The sequence below is a fragment of the Candidatus Burkholderia verschuerenii genome (genome assembly GCF_001189365.1).
GTDB lineage: Bacteria > Pseudomonadota > Gammaproteobacteria > Burkholderiales > Burkholderiaceae > Caballeronia > Caballeronia verschuerenii.
In genome coordinates this window covers 1-19,588 of record NZ_LFJJ01000279.1, presented here as the reverse complement: position 1 = coordinate 19,588, position 19,588 = coordinate 1, and the positions used below count along the sequence as shown (strand labels likewise).

The window sequence follows — 19,588 nt, the reverse complement described above, 5'->3', positions numbered from 1 at the left end:
GGCATGCCTCGCCTCACATAACCTCAACTTCCCGAACCGCCCGGTGCGGACCCGCACGCCGGGTGGTGTGGCAGGGTGGTGTGGCAGGGGACCGGCCAGCTTGCTGGCCGCCCCTATGCCGATCGTCTGCTCAAACGTTTGCGGCTTTTGAAAGGTTTGAGCCTCAACGTTTCGTCCCATGCAAAAAGGGAGCGCATAAACGCTCCCTTTTGTCGTATGAAACGCAATATTCAGGCGGTTTTCGCTTCCGTCAGTTTCAAATCTTCGATCATCCGCGCGCGCATCACGAATTTCTGCACTTTGCCGGTGACCGTCATCGGCAACTCGTCGACGAAACGGACATAGCGCGGAATCTTGTAATGCGCGATCTGTCCTCGGCAAAACTCGCGGACGTCTTCTTCCGTGAGTTGCTCGCCCGGGCGCGGCACGATCCACGCGCACACTTCCTCGCCGTACTTCTCGTCCGGAATGCCGAAAACCTGCACCGACTGAATCTTCGGATGCCGGAACAGGAATTCCTCGATCTCGCGCGGATAGATGTTCTCGCCGCCGCGAATTAGCATGTCCTTCAGCCGGCCGACAATGTTGCAGTAGCCCTCGGCGTCAAGCGTGGCCAGATCGCCGGTGTGCATCCAGCCGTCGACGATGGCTTCGCGCGTTTTGGCATCGTCGCCCCAGTAGCCTTTCATCACCGAATAGCCGCGCGTGCACAGTTCGCCGGTTTCGCCGACCGCGACCGTCGCGCCGAGCGGATCGATGATCTTCACTTCCAGATGCGGCTGGATGCGCCCGACCGTCGTGGTGCGCTTGTCGAGCGGATCGGCGGTCGAGCTTTGGAACGACACCGGGCTCGTTTCCGTCATGCCGTACGCGATGGTGATCTCGCTCAGATGCATCGTCGAAACGACGCGCTTCATCGTTTCGATCGGACACGGCGAGCCCGCCATGATGCCCGTGCGCAGGCGGCTCAGATCGTACTTCGCGAAGTCGGGATGATCGAGCTCGGCGATGAACATCGTCGGCACGCCATGCAGCGCCGTGCATCGTTCGTCGTGGACGGCGGCCAGCGTGGCAGCGGGATCGAATGCCTCGCCGGGGAAGACCATCGCGCAGCCGGTCGAAACGCACGCGAGCACGGCCAGCACCATGCCGAAGCAGTGATACAGCGGCACCGGAATGCACAGCGAATCCTGCTCGGAGAGACGCATCGCCATCGCGATATAGCGCGCGTTGTTGACGATGTTCCGATGCGTCAGCGTGCGCCCTTCGGATTGCCCGTCGTGCCGCTGGTGAACTGGATGTTGATCGGCTCGTCGGCGGCGAGCGTCGCTTCGAGCGCGTCCAGCTTCGCCCGGTCGACGCGCCCGCGATTAGCCTGCATCAGCGCATCGAAGTTGAACATGCCTGGCGATCGCGCGTCGCCCATGCGGATCACGGCGCGCAGTTCCGGCAGCTTGGCGGCGTGAAGCGCATTCGGCTCGGCATCGGCGAGTTCGGGCGCGAGCGTCTGCAACATCTCCAGATACTTCGACGCCTTGAACTGCTCGGCCGCGACGATCGCCTTGCAGCCGACCTTGTTCAGCGCGTACTCCAGTTCGGCCAGCCGATACGCCGGATTGATGTTCACCAGCACCGCGCCGATGCGCGCCGTCGCGAATTGCGTCAGCAGCCATTCCGCGCGATTCGGCGACCAGATGCCGACGCGGTCGCCCGGCCGAATACAGAGATCGAGCAGCGCCGTGGCGAAGACATCGACTTCGTCGGCGAACTCGCGCCAGGTCCAGCGGATGTTCTGCTCGCGGAAGACCACGGCGGGGCGATCGGGAAACCGGCCGACCGTCGCCAGAAGATGCCGCGAGACGGTCGCGTGGGAGAGCACAATGTCCGTCGTGCCGCGGACGTACGAGAGATTGTCGCGCGGCGCGATGAGCGCGCCGGCCTGCGTCGATTCGGTTGCCATCGTTAGTTTCCGCCGAAAAGAAATCGCCGCCCATTGAAGGCTGATTGACAGCGATTGTGCATGGCGGAATCGCGCGCTGGCATTCAGTGTTACCCGCAATGCGGTTCGCCAGGCAGAGACGATCCCGAGCGCGATCAAGGACTTACACACAACGCGCACATCGGATATGCAGTTTTGCCCAACCGAACCGGATCAAACCGGACGCGCATAAAAAAAGCAGCCCGGAGGCTGCTTTCTTCGAACTGCTTGTGCCGCGCGACGCTTAGTGCTTCGCGTGCACCTTGCGCAGACGCTGAATTGCCGCGATCTGTGCCGTCGCGTAAGCCAGTTCCGCTTGCGCGGTGGCGTACTCGAGCTCGGACTTGTTGTCCTGCATCGCTTCTTCGGCGCGCTTCTTCGCCGCTTCCGCTTTCGCTTCGTCGAGATCGGATCCGCGAATGGCGGTGTCGGCGAGCACGGTCACGACGCCCGGCTGGATTTCGAGAATCCCGCCTGCGACGAACACGAACTCTTCCGAGCCGTCTTCCGCCTCGATGCGCACCGCGCCCGGACGAATGCGCGTGATGAGCGGCGTGTGGCCCCGCAGGATGCCGAGTTCACCCGATTCGCCCGGCAGCGCGACGAACTTCGCCTGGCCCGAGAAGATCTGCTCTTCCGCGCTGACGACGTCTACCTTGATGGTTGCCATTTGATGACTCCTGGGTCAGTGTTGTTCGAGAGCGCCAGCCGACTGACCGACGCCCTTAGCGACACACTCGCCCTTACTGGATCTTCTTGGCCTTTTCAAAGGCTTCGTCGATCTGGCCAACCATGTAGAACGCCTGCTCCGGCAGATGATCGCACTCACCGTCGACGATCATCTTGAAACCACGGATGGTTTCCTTCAGCGGCACGTACTTGCCCGGCGAACCCGTAAACACTTCAGCGACGTGGAACGGCTGCGACAGGAAACGCTGGATCTTACGAGCGCGCGCGACCGACAGCTTGTCTTCCGGCGACAGTTCGTCCATACCCAGAATCGCGATAATGTCGCGCAGTTCCTTGTAGCGCTGCAACGTCTGCTGAACGCGACGCGTGATCGAGTAATGCTCTTCGCCGATCACGTTCGGGTCGATCTGACGCGAGGTCGAATCGAGCGGATCCACTGCGGGGTAGATACCGAGCGATGCGATGTCACGCGACAACACGACGGTTGCGTCCAAGTGGCCGAAAGTCGTAGCCGGCGACGGGTCGGTCAAGTCATCCGCAGGGACGTACACGGCCTGAACCGACGTAATCGAGCCCGTCTTGGTCGACGTAATACGCTCTTGCAGCTTGCCCATTTCTTCAGCCAGCGTCGGCTGATAGCCCACTGCCGACGGCATCCGGCCGAGCAGAGCGGACACTTCCGTGCCTGCCAGCGTGAAACGGTAGATGTTGTCCACGAAGAACAGCACGTCCAGACCTTCGTCGCGGAAATGCTCGGCCATCGTCAGACCGGTCAGCGCGACGCGCAGACGGTTGCCCGGCGGCTCGTTCATCTGGCCGTACACCAGCGCGACCTTGTCCAGAACGTTCGAGTCCTTCATTTCATGATAGAAGTCGTTCCCTTCGCGGGTACGCTCACCCACACCGGCGAACACGGAGTAACCGCCGTGTTCCTTCGCGATGTTGTTGATGAGTTCCATCATGTTCACGGTCTTGCCGACGCCTGCACCGCCGAACAGACCGACCTTGCCGCCCTTAGCGAACGGGCAGATCAGGTCGATAACCTTGATGCCGGTTTCAAGCAGCTCCGTAGACGGCGACAGCTCGTCGAACTTCGGCGCTTGCTGGTGGATCGAACGCGTGGTTTCCGAGGAGATCGGACCCGCTTCGTCGATCGGACGGCCAAGCACGTCCATGATGCGGCCGAGCGTCGGCTTGCCGACCGGCACGCTGATGGGCTTGCCCGTGTTCTTGACCATCGTGCCACGGCGCAGACCGTCGGACGCACCCAGACAGATGGTGCGGACCACGCCGTCGCCCAGCTGCTGCTGGACTTCGAGCGTCAGTTCCGAACCGTCGAGAATGAGCGCGTCGTAGATCTTCGGCATTTCCGTGCGCGGGAATTCCACGTCGATAACGGCGCCGATGCACTGTACGATCTTGCCTTCTACCAAAGCAGTAGTACTCATCGCATTTCCTTTAGATACTGTGTTCTTTTACGCGGTCGTCAAGATCAGACCGCAGCGGCACCACCGACGATTTCCGACAACTCTTTCGTAATCGCGGCCTGGCGGCTCTTGTTGTAGACGAGCTGCAGTTCGTTGATCACGGTCTTCGCGTTGTCCGACGCAGCCTTCATCGCGACCATGCGCGCGGACTGCTCCGACGCCATGTTTTCCGCGACCGCCTGATAGACGAGCGCCTCGACATAGCGAACCAGAAGTTCGTCCACCACGGTCTGTGCATCCGGCTCGTAGATGTAGTCCCACGACGTCTTCGGCGTTTCCGCGTCGGCTTCCTGCTTGTGCAGGTCGTCGATCGACAACGGCAACAGCTGCTCGATCACCGCTTCCTGCTTCATCGTGTTGACGAAGCGCGTGTACGCCAGGTACACCGCGTTGATCTTGCCTTCCGAATACAGGTCGAGCTGCACCTTGATCGCGCCGATCAGCTTTTCCAGATGCGGCGTGTCGCCCAGTTGCACGACTTGCGACACCACCTGCGCCTTCAGCCGGTTCAGGAAGCCCAAACCCTTGCCGCCGATCGCCGACGCTTCGATCTTCACGCCACTCTGATCGAGTTCCTTGATCTTGTTCAGCGACGCACGCAGGATGTTCGTGTTCATGCCGCCGCACAGACCCTTGTCGGTCGTGACGAGGATCAGGCCGGCCGTCTTCGCGCCGTCGTTCTTCACCATGAACGGGTGGCGATATTCCGGATTCGCCTTGCTCATGTGCGCGGCAATAGCACGGACCTTTTCGGCGTACGGACGGGCGGAACGCATGCGCTCCTGGGCGCGGCGCATCTTCGATGCGGCGACCATTTCCATTGCTTTCGTGATCTTGCGCGTGTTCTGCACGCTCTTGATCTTGCCGCGAATTTCCTTCATTCCAGCCATTGCTTACTCCTTGATCGAAGCCGCGCGGGGTTCACCGAACGCCGCGCGTAGCCTCTATGTCCCGATCAATGATCAATAAGCGCCCGACTTCTTGAAGTCCTTCAGCGCGGCATGCAATGCGCCTTCGTCGTCCTGCGACAAGTCTTTGTTGTCTTCGATACGCTTGATCAGATCGCCGTGGCTGGTCTTCAGGAATTCACGCAGGCCCTTTTCGAACGGCAGCACTTGCGAGACTTCGAGATCGTCCAGATAACCGTTGTTCGCCGCGAACAGCGACACAGCCAGTTCCCACACTTGCAGCGGCTGATACTGCGGCTGCTTGAGCAGTTCCGTCACGCGGCGGCCGCGCTCCAGCTGCTTGCGGGTGGCTTCGTCGAGGTCGGATGCGAACTGCGCGAACGCAGCCAGTTCACGATACTGCGCCAGGTCGGTACGGATACCGCCCGACAGCTTCTTCACGACCTTGGTCTGAGCGGCGCCACCGACGCGCGACACGGACACGCCGGCGTTAATAGCCGGACGGATACCCGCGTTGAACAGGTCGGTTTCCAGGAAGATCTGGCCGTCGGTAATCGAGATCACGTTCGTCGGAACGAACGCGGTCACGTCGCCGGCTTGCGTTTCGATGACCGGCAGCGCCGTCAGCGAACCGCTCTTGTCCTTCACTTCGCCGTTGCTGAACTTCTCGACGTACTCTTCCGAGACGCGAGCCGCACGCTCGAGCAGACGCGAGTGCAGATAGAACACGTCACCCGGATACGCTTCGCGGCCCGGCGGGCGGCGCAGCAGTAGCGAGATCTGACGGTATGCCCATGCTTGCTTGGTCAAGTCGTCGTACACGATCAGCGCGTCTTGACCGCGATCGCGGAAGTATTCGCCCATCGTGCAGCCGGCGTACGGTGCGAGGTATTGCATCGCAGCCGATTCCGACGCCGAAGCCGCCACGACGATGGTGTATTCCATCGCGCCGGTTTCTTCGAGCTTGCGTACCACGTTCATGATCGACGAAGCCTTCTGGCCGATCGCGACGTAGATACAGAACAGGTCCTTGCCCTTCTGGTTGATGATCGCGTCGACGGCCACCGCGGTCTTGCCGCACTGACGGTCGCCGATGATCAGCTCGCGCTGGCCACGGCCGATCGGCACCATCGCGTCGATCGACTTCAGACCGGTTTGCACTGGCTGCGACACCGACTTACGCCAGATCACGCCCGGCGCGATCTTTTCGATTGCGTCGGTCTTCTTCGCGTTGATCGGGCCCTTGCCGTCGATCGGGTTGCCCAGCGCATCGACCACGCGGCCGATGAGTTCCGGACCCACCGGCACTTCGAGAATGCGGCCCGTCGTCTTGACGATGTCGCCTTCCGAGATGTGCTCGTACTCACCGAGAATAACGGCGCCGACCGAGTCCCGTTCGAGGTTCAGCGCGAGGCCGAAGGTGTTGCCCGGAAACTCGAGCATTTCGCCCTGCATCACGTCCGACAGGCCGTGGATACGCACGATACCGTCGGTCACGGAGATCACGGTGCCCTGGTTGCGAACGTCCGCGCTCGCTTCAAGGCCCTGGATCCGGCTCTTGATCAGCTCGCTGATCTCAGAGGGATTGAGTTGCATTATTCGCTCCTGATAGTCAATTCTGTTGCGTGCCCGTAAGAGACACGATTGATCGCTTACGTTGTTTTAAGCGGTCAGAGCTGTCTGCATGCGGGCGAGGCGCGCGCGGACCGAGGTATCGAGCACTTCGTCGCCAACCGTGACGCGAACGCCGCCGATCAACGACTGATCGACGGAAACGATCGCCTTCAGCTTGCGCTTGAACTTGCGTTCGAGGCTGGCGATGAGGTCGTTCAACTGTTCGCCTTCGAGGGGGAACGCGCTCACGATGTGAGCATCGGCAGCACCCTCACGAGCGTTCTTCAACTCGTCGAACTGGACGGCGATTTCCGGCAGCAGCGGCAGGCGATGGTTTTCCACCAGCATGCCGACGAAGTTCTTCGCCTGAGCGTTGCTCTGTGCGAGCGGCGACTTCACCGCGGCGAGCAAGAGATCGACGATTTGCTGACGGCCCACCTTCGGGTTGGACGCGACCGATTCCACTTCGGGCAGACGCGCAACCTGTGCCAATTCCTCGACGAAACCGGACCAGCCCGCGAGATCGCCGGTTTCGGCCACGCGGAACAGCGCTTCTGCGTAAGGACGAGCGATGGTTGCAAGTTCGGCCATGATCAGAGCTCGGTTTTGAGTTGATTCAGCAGATCGGCATGTGCCTTCTGATCGACTTCGCGCTTCAGGATCTGCTCGGCGCCCTTGACGGCCAGCGCTGCAACTTCGGCGCGCAGCGATTCGCGAGCCTTCACGATTTGCTGGTCTGCATCTGTCTTGGCTTGCGCGACGATGCGCGCGGCTTCGGCCTGAGCATTGGCCTTGATTTCATCGGCGACGGCGGCGGCACGCTTTTCAGCGTCAGCGATACGCTGCTGGCCATCCGTACGCGCTTGCGCGAGTTCCTGGTCGACGCGCTTGTGCGCGGCTTCGAGTTCCGCTTTGCCCTTATCGGCGGCGGCGAGGCCGTCGGCAATCTTCTTCGAGCGCTCGTCGAGGGCGTTGATCAACGGCGGCCACACGAACTTCATCGTGAACCACGCGAGGATCAGAAACACGACCATTTGCGCAAACAGGGTTGCGTTGAGATTCACGGTGTTTCCTTAAACGTTGCTTGTTCGGGAGTGAAACGGTTAAAAGGCGCTCATCGGCTTGTTGAGCTCGATCAGCGCCTCACCCGTTCCGTTCAGCGCCTTCATTGAATCAGACGCATGCTTCCGAGGAACTCAGCCTGCTGCGAGCTTCGACAGCAGCGGGTTCGCGAACGCAAACAGCATTGCCACACCAACGCCGATCAGGAACGCCGCGTCGATCAGACCAGCCAGCAGGAACATCTTGGTCTGCAGCGGGTTCATCAGTTCCGGCTGGCGAGCGCACGCTTCAATGTACTTGCCGCCCATCATGCCGATACCGATACAAGCGCCGATAGCACCCAGACCGATGATGATGCCGATACCGATGGCGGTCAGACCCTGGATGTTGGCGATGAAAGCGTTCATGACTACTCCTTTGATTTAAAGACTTTGGAACTGGATTTATAAAAATGGAAAACCTAAACCTGATGCCTGAGCGATTCCGCGACCAGCGGAGCGTCAGTGCGTGTCATGCGCCTGGCCGATATACACCAGCGTCAGCATCATGAAAATGAACGCCTGCAGCAGCACGATCAGGATGTGGAAGATCGCCCAAACCGAACCTGCGATCACATGACCGATGAAGCCGAGGACGGAAGTGTCCGCACCGAAGCTCCACATGCTCCCCAGAAGGGCGATCAGGAGGAACAGCAGTTCGCCTGCATACATGTTGCCGAACAACCGCATGCCGAGCGAAACCGTCTTGGCGACGAACTCGATGATGTTCAGCGCGAGATTGGGAATCCACAGGAGCGGATGCGCGCCGAACGGAGCGGACAGCAGTTCGTGCACGAAGCCGCCGGCGCCCTTGATCTTGAAGTTGTAATAGATCATCAGCACGAACACGCCGAGCGCGATACCGATGGTGCCGTTCAGGTCGGCCGTCGGGACGATGCGATGATGGGGAATGACGTTTTCGAGACCCAGCCAGCCGATGATGCGGCCCGGCAGATCCACGGGGATGAAGTCGAGCGAGTTCATCAGGGCGACCCAGACGAACACGGTCAGCGCGAGCGGTGCGATGAAACGGCGGCTGCCATGGATCATCGACTTCGACTGATCTTCGACCATCTCGACGAGCATTTCGATAGCGCACTGGAACCGGCCGGGCACGCCCGACGTGGCTTTACGCGCCGCGAGATGAAGAATGAAGATGGTCAAAAGGCCGCACACGATGGACCAGAACAACGTGTCCAGATTCCAGACGTGGATATCGAAGATCGACGTCTGCGTATGCGTATGCGTGGAAAGATTCTGCAAGTGGTGCGCAATGTACTCGGACGGATCCAGAGCGTGCGTTCCTTCGCTAGCTGCCATATCGTTAAAGCCACCCAAATTGTCAAAAATCTTTCGCCGCCTGCCGCATCCGAGCCGGCGCTGTGCGTCGCGGCTCCGGGCGGGAGGCCCGTGCGCGGTGGGTTACACCGCGCCTGCTTTATCTGGTGCTGCTCATGCTTGATGCTACGTGCGGTCTTGTCGCTCCGCACTTACCTTGGACGTCATCAACGCAACGCCATGGCGACCCAATAGGTCTTGAGAGCGACAATGTACGTGACGAGCAGGGGTAACCACAAGGCGCTCTTGTACCAGTAGGCGATCGCCACGAACATAGCAATCGTCGCTCCCATTTTCAGCGCCTCGCCGATCATCCAGCTCATGATCGTCTCCGTTCCGCTCTTTGCCTTCAGCCGCGCCGCGAACAGCGCGCTGGGCACCCAGCAGATTGCTCCTCCCAGGAAGGCCGACAGCACAGCATCTCCCGGCGGCTTGTAGAACAGCCACCACAGCAGCGTCGCACCCAGGGACAAAACCATTTGCGCCGCCACCACCTTGAAAGGGGTGACACGCGATGGACGACTCACTTCGGGGCCAAACAATTGCTCTGCCTGGTCCCGCGTGAGCGGAACGATATTGTTATCTTGCGCTTCGGCGTCCCACGACTCGTTCGACGAACCGCGCGGCTGATTTCCGGAGGCGTGTTGAGCGCCGGATTTGTGAGCGTCGGATTGCATGTTCTGTCCGCTCTGCGGCGCTCGATTCTGCTCTCGCACCGTCTTCAAACCTTCAAGCAAAAGTCCGGAGAATCACCTTGCGCTTTCGTCGCGCTTTCGAGGAGGTGGCCTAGCTGTTAAATCCGGGCGATTGTAAGCGATTGTTGTCGGGGATTCAATAGTTTAGGCGTGTCAAAAGCCAAGCAGATCAACCTTAAAATTTGGTCTCAAAACCGCTACTTTTCTTTCGATTGCAAGCAGATATTCAGATGGCGTTCAAACCGTTGCTGAGCGTCAGACGAGCGCCCAACCGATGAGCATCGCCACGATCCAGAACGGCACCGAGACAAGGTGGAAAGGCGTCCACATGCCTTTTTCGCCGGACAGGCGCACGGCGATCAGATTCGCCAGCGAGCCGATGGCGATGCCGAAGCCGCCGACGCTGACGCCGAACGCCAGCGCGCGCCAGTCCTTCGAAAACTCCGCCAGCACGATGGCCGCCGGCACGTTGCTGATGCCCTGCGACAACAGTGCGCCTGCAACATAAGCACGAACAGGCGTGCCGATACCGAGTTGCGCGATCGCCTGATGAATCGACGGCAACGCGGCCGCGCTGCGCAGCACGATGAACATCAGCATGAAAATCAGCAGCAGCAGCCAGTCGATCTTGAACACGACTTCGCGACGCCACAGCAGAAAACCGAGCGCGATCGCGGTGAGCGCAGGGCCCGCGTGATGCGCATCGGCGAGCGCGACGAACACGGCGAACGCGACTGCGCTGACGCCGCACAACGCGCGATCGACACGATGTTCTTCCGCATCGCCGGAAAGGTCGAGCGGGGCGGCGCGGAACATGGCGATCGTCACGACGCCGAGGAGCACCATCAACGCGGCGCACAACGGCAACAGCGCCCACACGAACGCGCCGAACGCGACGTCGCTGCGTTGCCACAAAAACAGATTTTGCGGATTGCCGAGCGGCGTCAGAATCGAGCCCGCATTGACCGACAGCGCGATCACGATGACGAGCTGCTTGATCGGCAGCGGCGCGAGCCGATGCAGCGACAAGGCCAGCGGCACGACGGCGAACAACGCGACATCGTTGGTCAGCACGGTGGACAAAGCCGCGGCAAGCGCGACGAGCAGCAGCGCGATCGTGTGCTCGTTATGTATGTGATGGACGAGCCGATGCGCCGCCCACATCAGGAATCCTGACAATTCGATCGCCTTGGTCAGGATCAGCAGGCCCGCGAGCGTAAGCACCGTCTGCCAGTCGACGAGGCCGGGCAAAGACATCCACGGACGCGGATGCACCGCCTGCAGCACGACGAGCGCGACGACGAGAATGGCGAGAACCGGCTCTTTCGAAACGGCTCGCCAGATGCGCGCGAAAAACTCCGGCCGGGTGCGTTTGACGTCGAACTCGGACATCAAGCCGCCGGCGTCGGCGCTTCTTCCATGCTGCCGCGCAGCTTCGTGAGAATGCCTTCGAGCGAATCGAGATTGCCGAAGTCGATCGTCACTTTGCCGCGCCCGCGGCCGCCGAGCTTGATCTTCACGTTGGCGGACAGCAAGTCCGACAATTCTTCTTCCAGACGGCGCGTGTCGCGGCCGCCGTCGTTGGCGACCTTGGCCTTCTTGGCCGGCTTTTCCTTCGTGGTCGATGCAACGAGACGTTCGGTTTCACGCACCGACAAACGTCGATTGACGACGACGTTGGCAAGCTGAATCTGCGTGGCGGCATCGACGGCGAGCAGCGCGCGGGCGTGGCCCATGTCGAGATCGCCGGCAAGGAGCATGGTCTGAACTGGCGTGGCGAGGTTCAGCAGACGCAGCAGATTCGACACCGCGCTGCGCGAACGCCCGACGGATTCAGCCGCCTGTTCGTGCGTGAAGCTGAATTCGTCGAGCAGACGCTGGATGCCCTGCGCCTCTTCCAGCGGATTCAGATCCTCGCGCTGGATGTTCTCGATCAGCGCCATCGCGGCCGCGGCCTGATCTGGCACGTTTTTTACCAGAACCGGCACTTCGTCCAGACCGGCCAGGCGTGCCGCGCGGAAACGCCGCTCGCCCGCAATGATTTCGTAGCGATCGTCTTCGATCGAGCGCACGAGAATCGGCTGCATCAGACCTTGCGCGCGGATGCTCGCGGCCAGTTCCTGCAACGCGCCTTCATCCATACGCGTACGCGGCTGATACTTGCCTGCCTGCATCTTGTCGAGCGGCAGCACCGAGGGCGTGCCCTCGCCGCGCACGGCTTCCGTAATGTCGGCGCTGCCGCCGAGCAATGCTTCCAGGCCTCGGCCCAAACCCTTCTTCTTCATCACAGCGCTCATTTCGGCTCCTCCGTCGGCGCGCTACGCCGCATCGAATGGGTTGGCTTAATTGACGTTCAGCGCGCGCACGCGCTCGATCATTTCGTTCCCGAACTGGATGTAAGCCTGCGCGCCGCGCGACGATTTGTCGAACACGACGCCCGGCAGCCCATAACTCGGCGCTTCGGCAAGACGCACATTGCGCGGAATCACGACGTCGAACAATTTGTCGCCAAAGTGTGTCTTCAGCTGATCTGACACTTGTTGTTGCAGCGTGATGCGTGGATCGAACATCACGCGCAACAGGCCGATGACCTTCAGATCGCGATTCAGATTCGCGTGAACCTGCTTGATGGTGTTGACGAGATCGGACAACCCTTCGAGCGCGAAGTACTCGCACTGTATCGGAATGACGACGCCGTGCGCCGCGCATAACGCGTTCAGCGTCAGAAGCGACAATGCAGGCGGGCAATCGATTAGCACGAAGTCATAGTCATCGACGATTTCGGCGATGGCCGTGCGCAGAATCCGCTCGCGGTTCTCCATTTCGACCAGTTCGACTTCGGCGCCGGCCAATTCGCGATTCGCCGGCAAAATATCGTAGGCGACGGCTTCGGGACTAATGCGCGCGTCGCGCACTTTGACACCATCGACGAGTACTTCGTAGACCGTCTTTTCGCAGGCGGCCTTGTCGACGCCGCTACCCATCGTGGCATTGCCCTGCGGGTCCAGATCGATCAGCAGCACCCGCTGATCGAGCCCCGAAAGACTCGCCGCGAGATTGACCGCTGTCGTGGTCTTTCCAACGCCGCCCTTCTGATTTGCGACGCAGAAGATTTTTGCCATCGTTTAGTGTCCTCGTTTCTTCGCTGTCAGAAGATCAGCTTGGCGTTGCGCCACTCATCGGCGCAACGGAGACTTCAACCAGATGACGCTCGGCATCGAGCATCGGAACCGCCAGGCGCTGGACGCTCTCCACCGCCGCGCCTGCCGGCAAACGTGCGATTTCCCCATCGGGGCGCACGCCTTTCATCGCTAGAATGCGGCCTTCGTCGGCGACAAGGTGACGCGAAAGTGTAACGAAATCCGCGAGCTCTGCGAACGCGCGCGACACGATTACATCGAATTTTTCCGCGACTTCATGACCGGGACGCAGCGCCTCGACGCGACCGGTCACGACCGAGAGATTCGGCAGGCCGAGTTGAGTCTTGGCCTGCGATTGAAACGCCGTTTTCTTGTGGACGATATCGTTCAACGTGACACTGACGTCCGGCAGCGCGATGGCCAGCACGATGCCGGGCAACCCGCCGCCCGAACCGACATCGAGTACGCGCTTCGCCTTCCGCGCGGCAACCGCCGGGACGAGCGCGAGCGAGTCGAGAATGTGCTGGATCATCATCTGCCGCGTGTCGCGGATCGCCGTGAGGTTGTACACGGTGTTCCACTTGCCGAGCAACGCCACATAGTCGAGCAATTGCTGCTTTTGCGACGCGGACAGGTTGACGCCGAGCTCGGCCGCGCCGTCATCCAGCATCGACGCCAGCGATTCGTTACGCACCGTCATTGAACCGCCGTCGTGTTGTCAGCCTGATCGCCGCTCGCACCGCCTCGACCGTGCCGGCCGAGGCCACGCTTGAGATGCACCATCAGCAGGGAAATCGCAGCCGGCGTGATGCCGGAAATACGCGACGCCTGCCCTATCGTCTCCGGACGATGCTGAATCAGCTTCTGACGCGCTTCAAAGGACAGTCCACGGACTTCGTTGTAATCGAGACCTTCCGGCAAGCGCGTGTTCTCTTGCGCGCCGTTGCGGACAATTTCATCGGCCTGGCGGTCGATATAGCCCTGATACTTCACGCCAATCTCGATCTGCTCCTTGATTTGCGCGAGCAGAACGGGATCGTCGGACAAAGGCGCCTCGGGCGCGCACTCGCCCGCCTTCAGGCCGCAGATTCCGTCATAGGAAACGCCCGGGCGACGCAGCAATTCGGCCAAACTGTATTCGTGATCGATCGGCTTGCCGAGCAGCGCCGTGGCTTCATCGGCGGGTAACGTCTTCGGATTGACCCACGTCGTGCGAAGGCGCTCTGTTTCACGTGAAACAGCATCGCGCTTGCGGCTGAATGCGTCCCAACGGGCGTCGTCGATGACGCCCAGCTCGCGGCCGACCTCCGTCAGACGCATATCCGCGTTGTCCTCGCGCAGCGACAGGCGATATTCGGCGCGGCTGGTGAACATCCGATACGGCTCCGAGACGCCGCGCGTCACCAGATCGTCGACGAGCACGCCCAGATACGCCTGATCGCGACGCGGCGACCATGCGTCCTTCCCTTGCACCTGCAAACCGGCATTGATGCCCGCCAACATGCCCTGCGCGGCCGCTTCTTCGTAGCCCGTCGTGCCGTTGATCTGCCCTGCAAAGAACAATCCACTGATCGCCTTGGTTTCCAGCGATGCCTTCAGCGCGCGCGGATCGAAATAGTCGTACTCGATCGCGTAGCCGGGACGGAGGATGTGGGCGTGCTCGAGACCACGCATCGACCGAACGAACTCAAGTTGCACGTCGAACGGCAGGCTGGTCGAGATTCCGTTCGGATAGAACTCGTTCGTGGTCAGCCCTTCCGGCTCCAGGAAGATCTGATGCGCGGCTTTCGACGCAAATCGATGAATCTTGTCCTCGATCGACGGGCAATAACGCGGTCCGACGCCTTCGATCACGCCTGTATACATAGGCGAGCGGTCCAATCCCGAGCGAATGATGTCGTGCGTCTGCGCATTCGTGTGCGTCACCCAGCAAGGAACCTGCTGCGGATGCTGCTCGACACGGCCCAAAAAGGAGAAAACCGGCACCGGATCGAGGTCGCCGGGCTGCTCTTCAAGCTTCGAAAAGTCGATTGTCCGGCCGTCGATACGAGGCGGCGTGCCCGTTTTGAGACGGCCTTGCGGGAGCTTGAGCTCCTTCAGCCGTCCCGACAACGAGACCGCTGCGGGATCGCCCGCGCGCCCGCCTACGTAGTTATTCAGGCCAACGTGAATCTTGCCATCGAGGAAGGTGCCAGCCGTCAGAACCACCGCGCGGGAGCGGAAACTCAGCCCGACTTGGGTCACGGCGCCGACGACGCGGTCGCTTTCGACCATCAAATCGTCCACGGCCTGCTGGAAAAGCCACAAATTCGGCTGATTTTCGAGCCGATGGCGGATCGCGGCCTTATACAGCACCCGGTCCGCCTGAGCGCGTGTCGCCCGCACAGCGGGGCCCTTCGACGAGTTGAGAATGCGAAACTGAATGCCCGATTCATCGGTCGCGGCGGCCATTGCGCCGCCCAAGGCGTCCACTTCTTTGACGAGATGGCCTTTGCCGATGCCGCCGATCGACGGATTGCAGCTCATCTGGCCGAAAGTCTCAATGTTATGGGTCAAAAGGAGCGTCTTGCAGCCCATTCGGGCCGATGCGAGCGCGGCCTCGGTGCCTGCGTGACCGCCGCCAACGACGATCACATCGAATTCTGTGGGATAAAGCATGGAAATCTCGTGTGCGAGCGACACGAACCTGGAGAAGGATATCGGAGAATTATATCGGGTTCCGTTCGGCCTCGAATTCGTCAGACTCGAATAGACGAAAAAAATGGCGTGTTTCACGTGAAACACGCCATCGAGAAACCACCACTCGTCTTACTTAAGCGACCTTCTTGGTCAGCCCGAGATAGGTTTCGATCACTTGCGGATTATGTTGAAGCTCATCGGCCTTGCCTTCCAGTGCGAATTCGCCGGTTTCCAGGACGTATCTATAGTCGGAAATTTGTAGTGCGGCCCGTGCGTTCTGCTCGATCAGCAGCGTTGCGACGCCCGTCGTCTTAAGCGCGCTAATGATGTGGAAAATCTCATTCACGATCAACGGCGCAAGGCCAAGGCTCGGTTCGTCCAGCATCAGCAATTGCGGCTTGCCCATCAACGCCCGTCCGACCGCCAGCATCTGCCGCTCGCCGCCGGAAAGCGTCCCGGCAGCCTGCTTGCGACGCTCCTTCAATCGCGGAAACAGCGCAAACACATGATCGAGTTGATCGAGAAAGTTCTTTTCGCCCGCCCGCTTCCGCCGATACGCGCCGAGAATCAGGTCGTCCTCGACCGTCATTGTCGCGAAAAGCTCGCGTTTTTCGGGCACGAGGCACATTCCACGTGAAACACGACGCTCGATCGGCAGCGCGGAGACGTTCTCGCCAATATAGCGCACGACGCCGCTGGCGTGGCCAGTCGTCGGCAGCGCGCCCATGATGGCGTTCAGCAGCGTCGACTTGCCCGCACCGTTCGGTCCGATCACCGACACAATCTGCCCCGCGCCGACCGACAACTTGCCGCCGTGCAATGCCTCGACCTTCCAGTAGCGCACCGAAAGACCTTCGACCTGAAGAATCGAATTTGCCATCACTCCACCCCACCCAAATACGCTTCCAACACCGCCGGATCTTTCTGAATATCGGTCGGCAGACCTTCGTCGATCTTCGTGCCGAATTCCATCACGACGAGCCGGTCCGTCAGGTTCATCACGAAGTCCATGTCGTGCTCGACTAGAAGAATACTCATGCCTTCCGCGCGAAGCTTGCGGATCAGCTCGGCGAGTTGCTGCTTTTCCTGATAGCGCAGTCCCGCTGCCGGTTCATCGAGCAGAAGTAGCGTCGGATCGCAGCAGAGCGCCCGCGCGATTCCGAGAATGCGCTGTTGACCTAGCGCAAGACTGCCAGCCTCGCTATATAGATGCTTTTCGAGGCCGACACGCGCAATCTGCCGCGCCGCTTCCGACATCAGCCGCGCTTCTTCCGCCGCGTTCAGACGCACGACGCTGCGCCACACGCCGGTGCTTCCGCGCAGATGCGCGCCGATTGCCACGTTTTCCAGCACCGTCATGCCCGGCAGCAATTTGACGTGCTGAAACGTTCGGCCGATGCCGCGTTTGACGATTTCACGTGAAGTCAGCTTGTCGATGCGCTCGCCGTGGAAAGAGATCGCGCCGCGCGTGGCCTGCAATACACCGGTGACCAGATTGAAGGTGGTCGACTTGCCCGCGCCGTTCGGCCCGATCAGTCCGATGATCTCGCCCGCCTTGACGTCGAAACTGACGTCGTTGACGGCGACCAGACCGCCGAACTCCTTGCGCGCCTTGTCGACGACCAACAGCGGCGATCCGGCCGCAGGTTTGTTGCGCTGCGGCAAAGCATCAGCGTGATCGGGAACTTGCGCTTGCGGTCCGCGCGGAAACCATCGTGCGACGAACGGCCATACGCCCTGCCGCGCGTACTGCAGCAGCAAGACCATCACGACACCAAAAACGATAATCTCGAAATTGCCGTTCGCGCCGATGAGCTTGGGCAGCAGTGTCTGCAGGTAGTCCTGCAGAACGGTGAGGATCGTCGCGCCGAGAATCGCACCCCAGACGTGCGACACGCCGCCCACCACCGCCATGAATAGGAACTCGATGCCGTGATTCAGTCCAAACGGCGTCGGATTCACCGCGCGCTGTAAATGGGCGTACAGGAAGCCCGAGATCGCCGCCAGCACGGCCGCGTAGATGAAGATCACCACGCGCATCCAGGCGGTATTGACGCCCATCGCTTCGGCCATCGTGCCGCCGCCGCGCAGCGCGCGTATCGCCCGGCCGGGTCGGCTATTCAGAAGATTCTGAACGGAGATGACGGCCAGCAGCACAACGACCCAAATCAGGTAGTAAATGCTGCGGCCCGACTCCAGATGCCATCCGAACAGATTGAGCACCGGAATGCCGTTGATGCCGTCGTACTTGCCGAGCACATCCATGTTCCCGAACAGATAGAACAGCGACAGACCCCACGCGATGGTGCCGAGCGGCAGAAAATGCCCGGAGAGGCGCATCGTGATGAGGCCGAGCAGCAGTGCGATGACCGCCGTCAGCACGACGCCCGCGATCAGCGCGAGCCACGGCGACACCGCGTATTGCGTCGTCAGGAACGCGGTCGCGTACGCGCCGACGTCGACGAACACCGCCTGCCCGAAGCTCGTCATGCCGCCGATACCCGTCAGCAGTACGAGCCCGATCGCGACGATCGAATACAGGTCGATGTAGTTCAGCAGCGTGATCCAGTACTCCGGCACCGCAACCGCGCCCGGCAACACCGGCAGCGCGAACACGACAACGAGGAAGATCCAGAAGAATCGATGACGATGAAGGAAGTTCATGGCTTACTCCTCGTCTTCATCGGAATGCGGGCTGGCGAGACTTCGCCACAGCAGCACCGAGATGATCAGCGTGAAGACGATCACCTCCTTATAAGCGCTGGCCCAGAACGACGAATACGACTCCAGCAAGCCCACCAGAATCGATCCGGCGGCCGCGAGCGGGAACTCACCAGTCCGCCCACGATCGCGCCCACAAAGCCCTTCAGACCGATCAGGAAGCCCGAGTCGTAGTAGATCGTCGTGATCGGCGCGACCAGCACGCCGCACAGCGCGCCGAGGCCCGCCGCGAGCGTGAACGCGAGCCGTCCGGCCTGCGTCGTGCCGATGCCGACCAGACGCGCGCCCAGCCGATTCACCGACGTCGCACGCAGCGCCTTGCCGGAGATCGAGCGATCGAAATAGAAGTACAGCGCGAGGATCAGCACGACCGCCGTGCCGACGACCCACAAGCTCTGGCCCGAGATCGAGACGCTGCCGATATTGAATGTGGCATCGGAGAAAGCCGTCGTGCGCGAGCCTTCCGCGCCGAACATCACGAGGCCGAGGCCGACCATCGCGAAGTGCACGGCGACCGCGACGATCAGCAGCAGCAGCGTGCTCGCCTCCGAGATCGGCTCATACGCCAGCCGATAGACGAACGGGCCCATTGGAATCACGATCAACAGCGTGAGCGCGATCTGCTCGATCATCGGCAACGTCGTGGCGTAGACGGCTTGCGTGAGCGCCCAGACGGCCACGGGAAACAGCAGATACTTGCCGGCGAGCACGGCAAGCAAGCGCCCGATCTGATGATATCGCGCAGGATGCCGTACGATGCCCGCCAGTTCGGCGACGAAGCATCCCACGCCCATCACGATCAGCAGATAGCAGGTGGCCGGCAGCTTCTGCGTCTGAAGCGCCGCGAGCGTCAGCGCGCCATACGCGACGAACTCCCCTTGCGGGATAAAGATCACCCGTGTCACCGAAAACACGAGCACCAGCGCCAACGCAAGCAACGCGTATATCGCACCCGTGGTAATCCCGTCTTGCGACAGGATCGCCGCAATCGATAAGTCCATACTTCCTCTTAGAGCTTCTTATAAACATCCGGGCCGCTTGATACGGCCCGCTGAAACATGGGCAAACGGCGCGCCGTTGCCGGTGCGCCGCTCGCTCATCTTGAAAATGAGATCGGGATAGGGGCAGGCCTCGCGGCCCGACCCCTCCCACACCACCGTGCGTACGGGTCCGTACACGGCGGTTCGGATCAGTTGATCGGCGCTGGACCGACCGACGGCAGGCCCAGCGAACGGAAG

17 protein-coding genes and 2 pseudogenes are annotated in these 19,588 nt (G+C 61.0%); all 19 read right to left on the bottom strand.

Annotation, left to right across the window (positions count from 1 at the left end):
• Nucleotides 1-230: 230 nt before the first annotated feature.
• Nucleotides 231-1,960: pseudogene (locus BVER_RS27680) on the bottom strand (AMP-binding protein).
• A gap of 262 nt (nucleotides 1,961-2,222) precedes the next feature.
• Nucleotides 2,223-2,648: a F0F1 ATP synthase subunit epsilon gene (locus tag BVER_RS27675; protein WP_050455981.1), complete on the bottom strand. Its 426-nt coding sequence runs from the start codon at nucleotides 2,646-2,648 to the stop codon at nucleotides 2,223-2,225.
• Nucleotides 2,649-2,721: 73 nt separating this feature from the next.
• Nucleotides 2,722-4,116 (bottom strand): F0F1 ATP synthase subunit beta, encoded by a 1,395-nt coding sequence (gene atpD / locus BVER_RS27670; RefSeq protein ID WP_050455980.1) that lies wholly within the window; start codon nucleotides 4,114-4,116, stop codon nucleotides 2,722-2,724.
• Nucleotides 4,117-4,160: 44 nt separating this feature from the next.
• Nucleotides 4,161-5,045 (bottom strand): F0F1 ATP synthase subunit gamma, encoded by an 885-nt coding sequence (gene atpG, locus BVER_RS27665; protein WP_050455979.1) that lies wholly within the window; start codon nucleotides 5,043-5,045, stop codon nucleotides 4,161-4,163.
• 72 nt (nucleotides 5,046-5,117) lie between these two features.
• Nucleotides 5,118-6,659: a F0F1 ATP synthase subunit alpha gene (atpA, locus tag BVER_RS27660; protein WP_050455978.1), complete on the bottom strand. Its 1,542-nt coding sequence runs from the start codon at nucleotides 6,657-6,659 to the stop codon at nucleotides 5,118-5,120.
• Nucleotides 6,660-6,725: 66 nt separating this feature from the next.
• Entirely contained in the window at nucleotides 6,726-7,268 is a 543-nt protein-coding gene (locus BVER_RS27655; protein WP_050455977.1) for a F0F1 ATP synthase subunit delta, read from the bottom strand.
• A 2-nt stretch (nucleotides 7,269-7,270) separates the two neighbouring features.
• Nucleotides 7,271-7,741: a F0F1 ATP synthase subunit B gene (locus tag BVER_RS27650; protein ID WP_050455976.1), complete on the bottom strand. Its 471-nt coding sequence runs from the start codon at nucleotides 7,739-7,741 to the stop codon at nucleotides 7,271-7,273.
• A 132-nt stretch (nucleotides 7,742-7,873) separates the two neighbouring features.
• Nucleotides 7,874-8,146, bottom strand: a complete 273-nt coding sequence (gene atpE / locus BVER_RS27645) for a F0F1 ATP synthase subunit C (RefSeq protein WP_050455975.1) — start codon at nucleotides 8,144-8,146, stop codon at nucleotides 7,874-7,876.
• A 93-nt stretch (nucleotides 8,147-8,239) separates the two neighbouring features.
• Nucleotides 8,240-9,097 (bottom strand): F0F1 ATP synthase subunit A, encoded by an 858-nt coding sequence (gene atpB / locus BVER_RS27640; protein WP_050455974.1) that lies wholly within the window; start codon nucleotides 9,095-9,097, stop codon nucleotides 8,240-8,242.
• A 185-nt stretch (nucleotides 9,098-9,282) separates the two neighbouring features.
• Nucleotides 9,283-9,792: an ATP synthase subunit I gene (locus tag BVER_RS27635; RefSeq protein ID WP_050455973.1), complete on the bottom strand. Its 510-nt coding sequence runs from the start codon at nucleotides 9,790-9,792 to the stop codon at nucleotides 9,283-9,285.
• A 273-nt stretch (nucleotides 9,793-10,065) separates the two neighbouring features.
• A complete protein-coding gene (locus BVER_RS27630) occupies nucleotides 10,066-11,202 on the bottom strand; it encodes an SLC13 family permease (RefSeq protein WP_050455972.1) in 1,137 nt (378 codons plus the stop codon).
• Entirely contained in the window at nucleotides 11,202-12,107 is a 906-nt protein-coding gene (locus BVER_RS27625; protein ID WP_050455971.1) for a ParB/RepB/Spo0J family partition protein, read from the bottom strand. The genes BVER_RS27630 and BVER_RS27625 overlap by 1 nt, the downstream gene beginning before the upstream one ends.
• Before the next feature lie 45 nt (nucleotides 12,108-12,152).
• Entirely contained in the window at nucleotides 12,153-12,932 is a 780-nt protein-coding gene (locus BVER_RS27620) for a ParA family protein (RefSeq protein WP_050455970.1), read from the bottom strand.
• Between the two features lie 34 nt (nucleotides 12,933-12,966).
• A complete protein-coding gene (rsmG, locus tag BVER_RS27615; protein WP_050455969.1) occupies nucleotides 12,967-13,650 on the bottom strand; it encodes a 16S rRNA (guanine(527)-N(7))-methyltransferase RsmG in 684 nt (227 codons plus the stop codon).
• Nucleotides 13,647-15,608 (bottom strand): tRNA uridine-5-carboxymethylaminomethyl(34) synthesis enzyme MnmG, encoded by a 1,962-nt coding sequence (gene mnmG, locus BVER_RS27610; protein ID WP_050455968.1) that lies wholly within the window; start codon nucleotides 15,606-15,608, stop codon nucleotides 13,647-13,649. The genes rsmG and mnmG overlap by 4 nt, the downstream gene beginning before the upstream one ends.
• 154 nt (nucleotides 15,609-15,762) lie before the next feature.
• Nucleotides 15,763-16,509: an ABC transporter ATP-binding protein gene (locus BVER_RS27605; RefSeq protein ID WP_050455967.1), complete on the bottom strand. Its 747-nt coding sequence runs from the start codon at nucleotides 16,507-16,509 to the stop codon at nucleotides 15,763-15,765.
• A complete protein-coding gene (locus tag BVER_RS27600) occupies nucleotides 16,509-18,293 on the bottom strand; it encodes a branched-chain amino acid ABC transporter ATP-binding protein/permease (protein WP_050455966.1) in 1,785 nt (594 codons plus the stop codon). The genes BVER_RS27605 and BVER_RS27600 overlap by 1 nt, the downstream gene beginning before the upstream one ends.
• Nucleotides 18,294-18,296: 3 nt before the next feature.
• Nucleotides 18,297-19,351: pseudogene (locus BVER_RS27595) on the bottom strand (branched-chain amino acid ABC transporter permease).
• 18 nt (nucleotides 19,352-19,369) lie between these two features.
• On the bottom strand, nucleotides 19,370-19,588 hold a 219-nt coding region (locus BVER_RS34750; RefSeq protein WP_232316869.1), incomplete at its 5' end, for a hypothetical protein.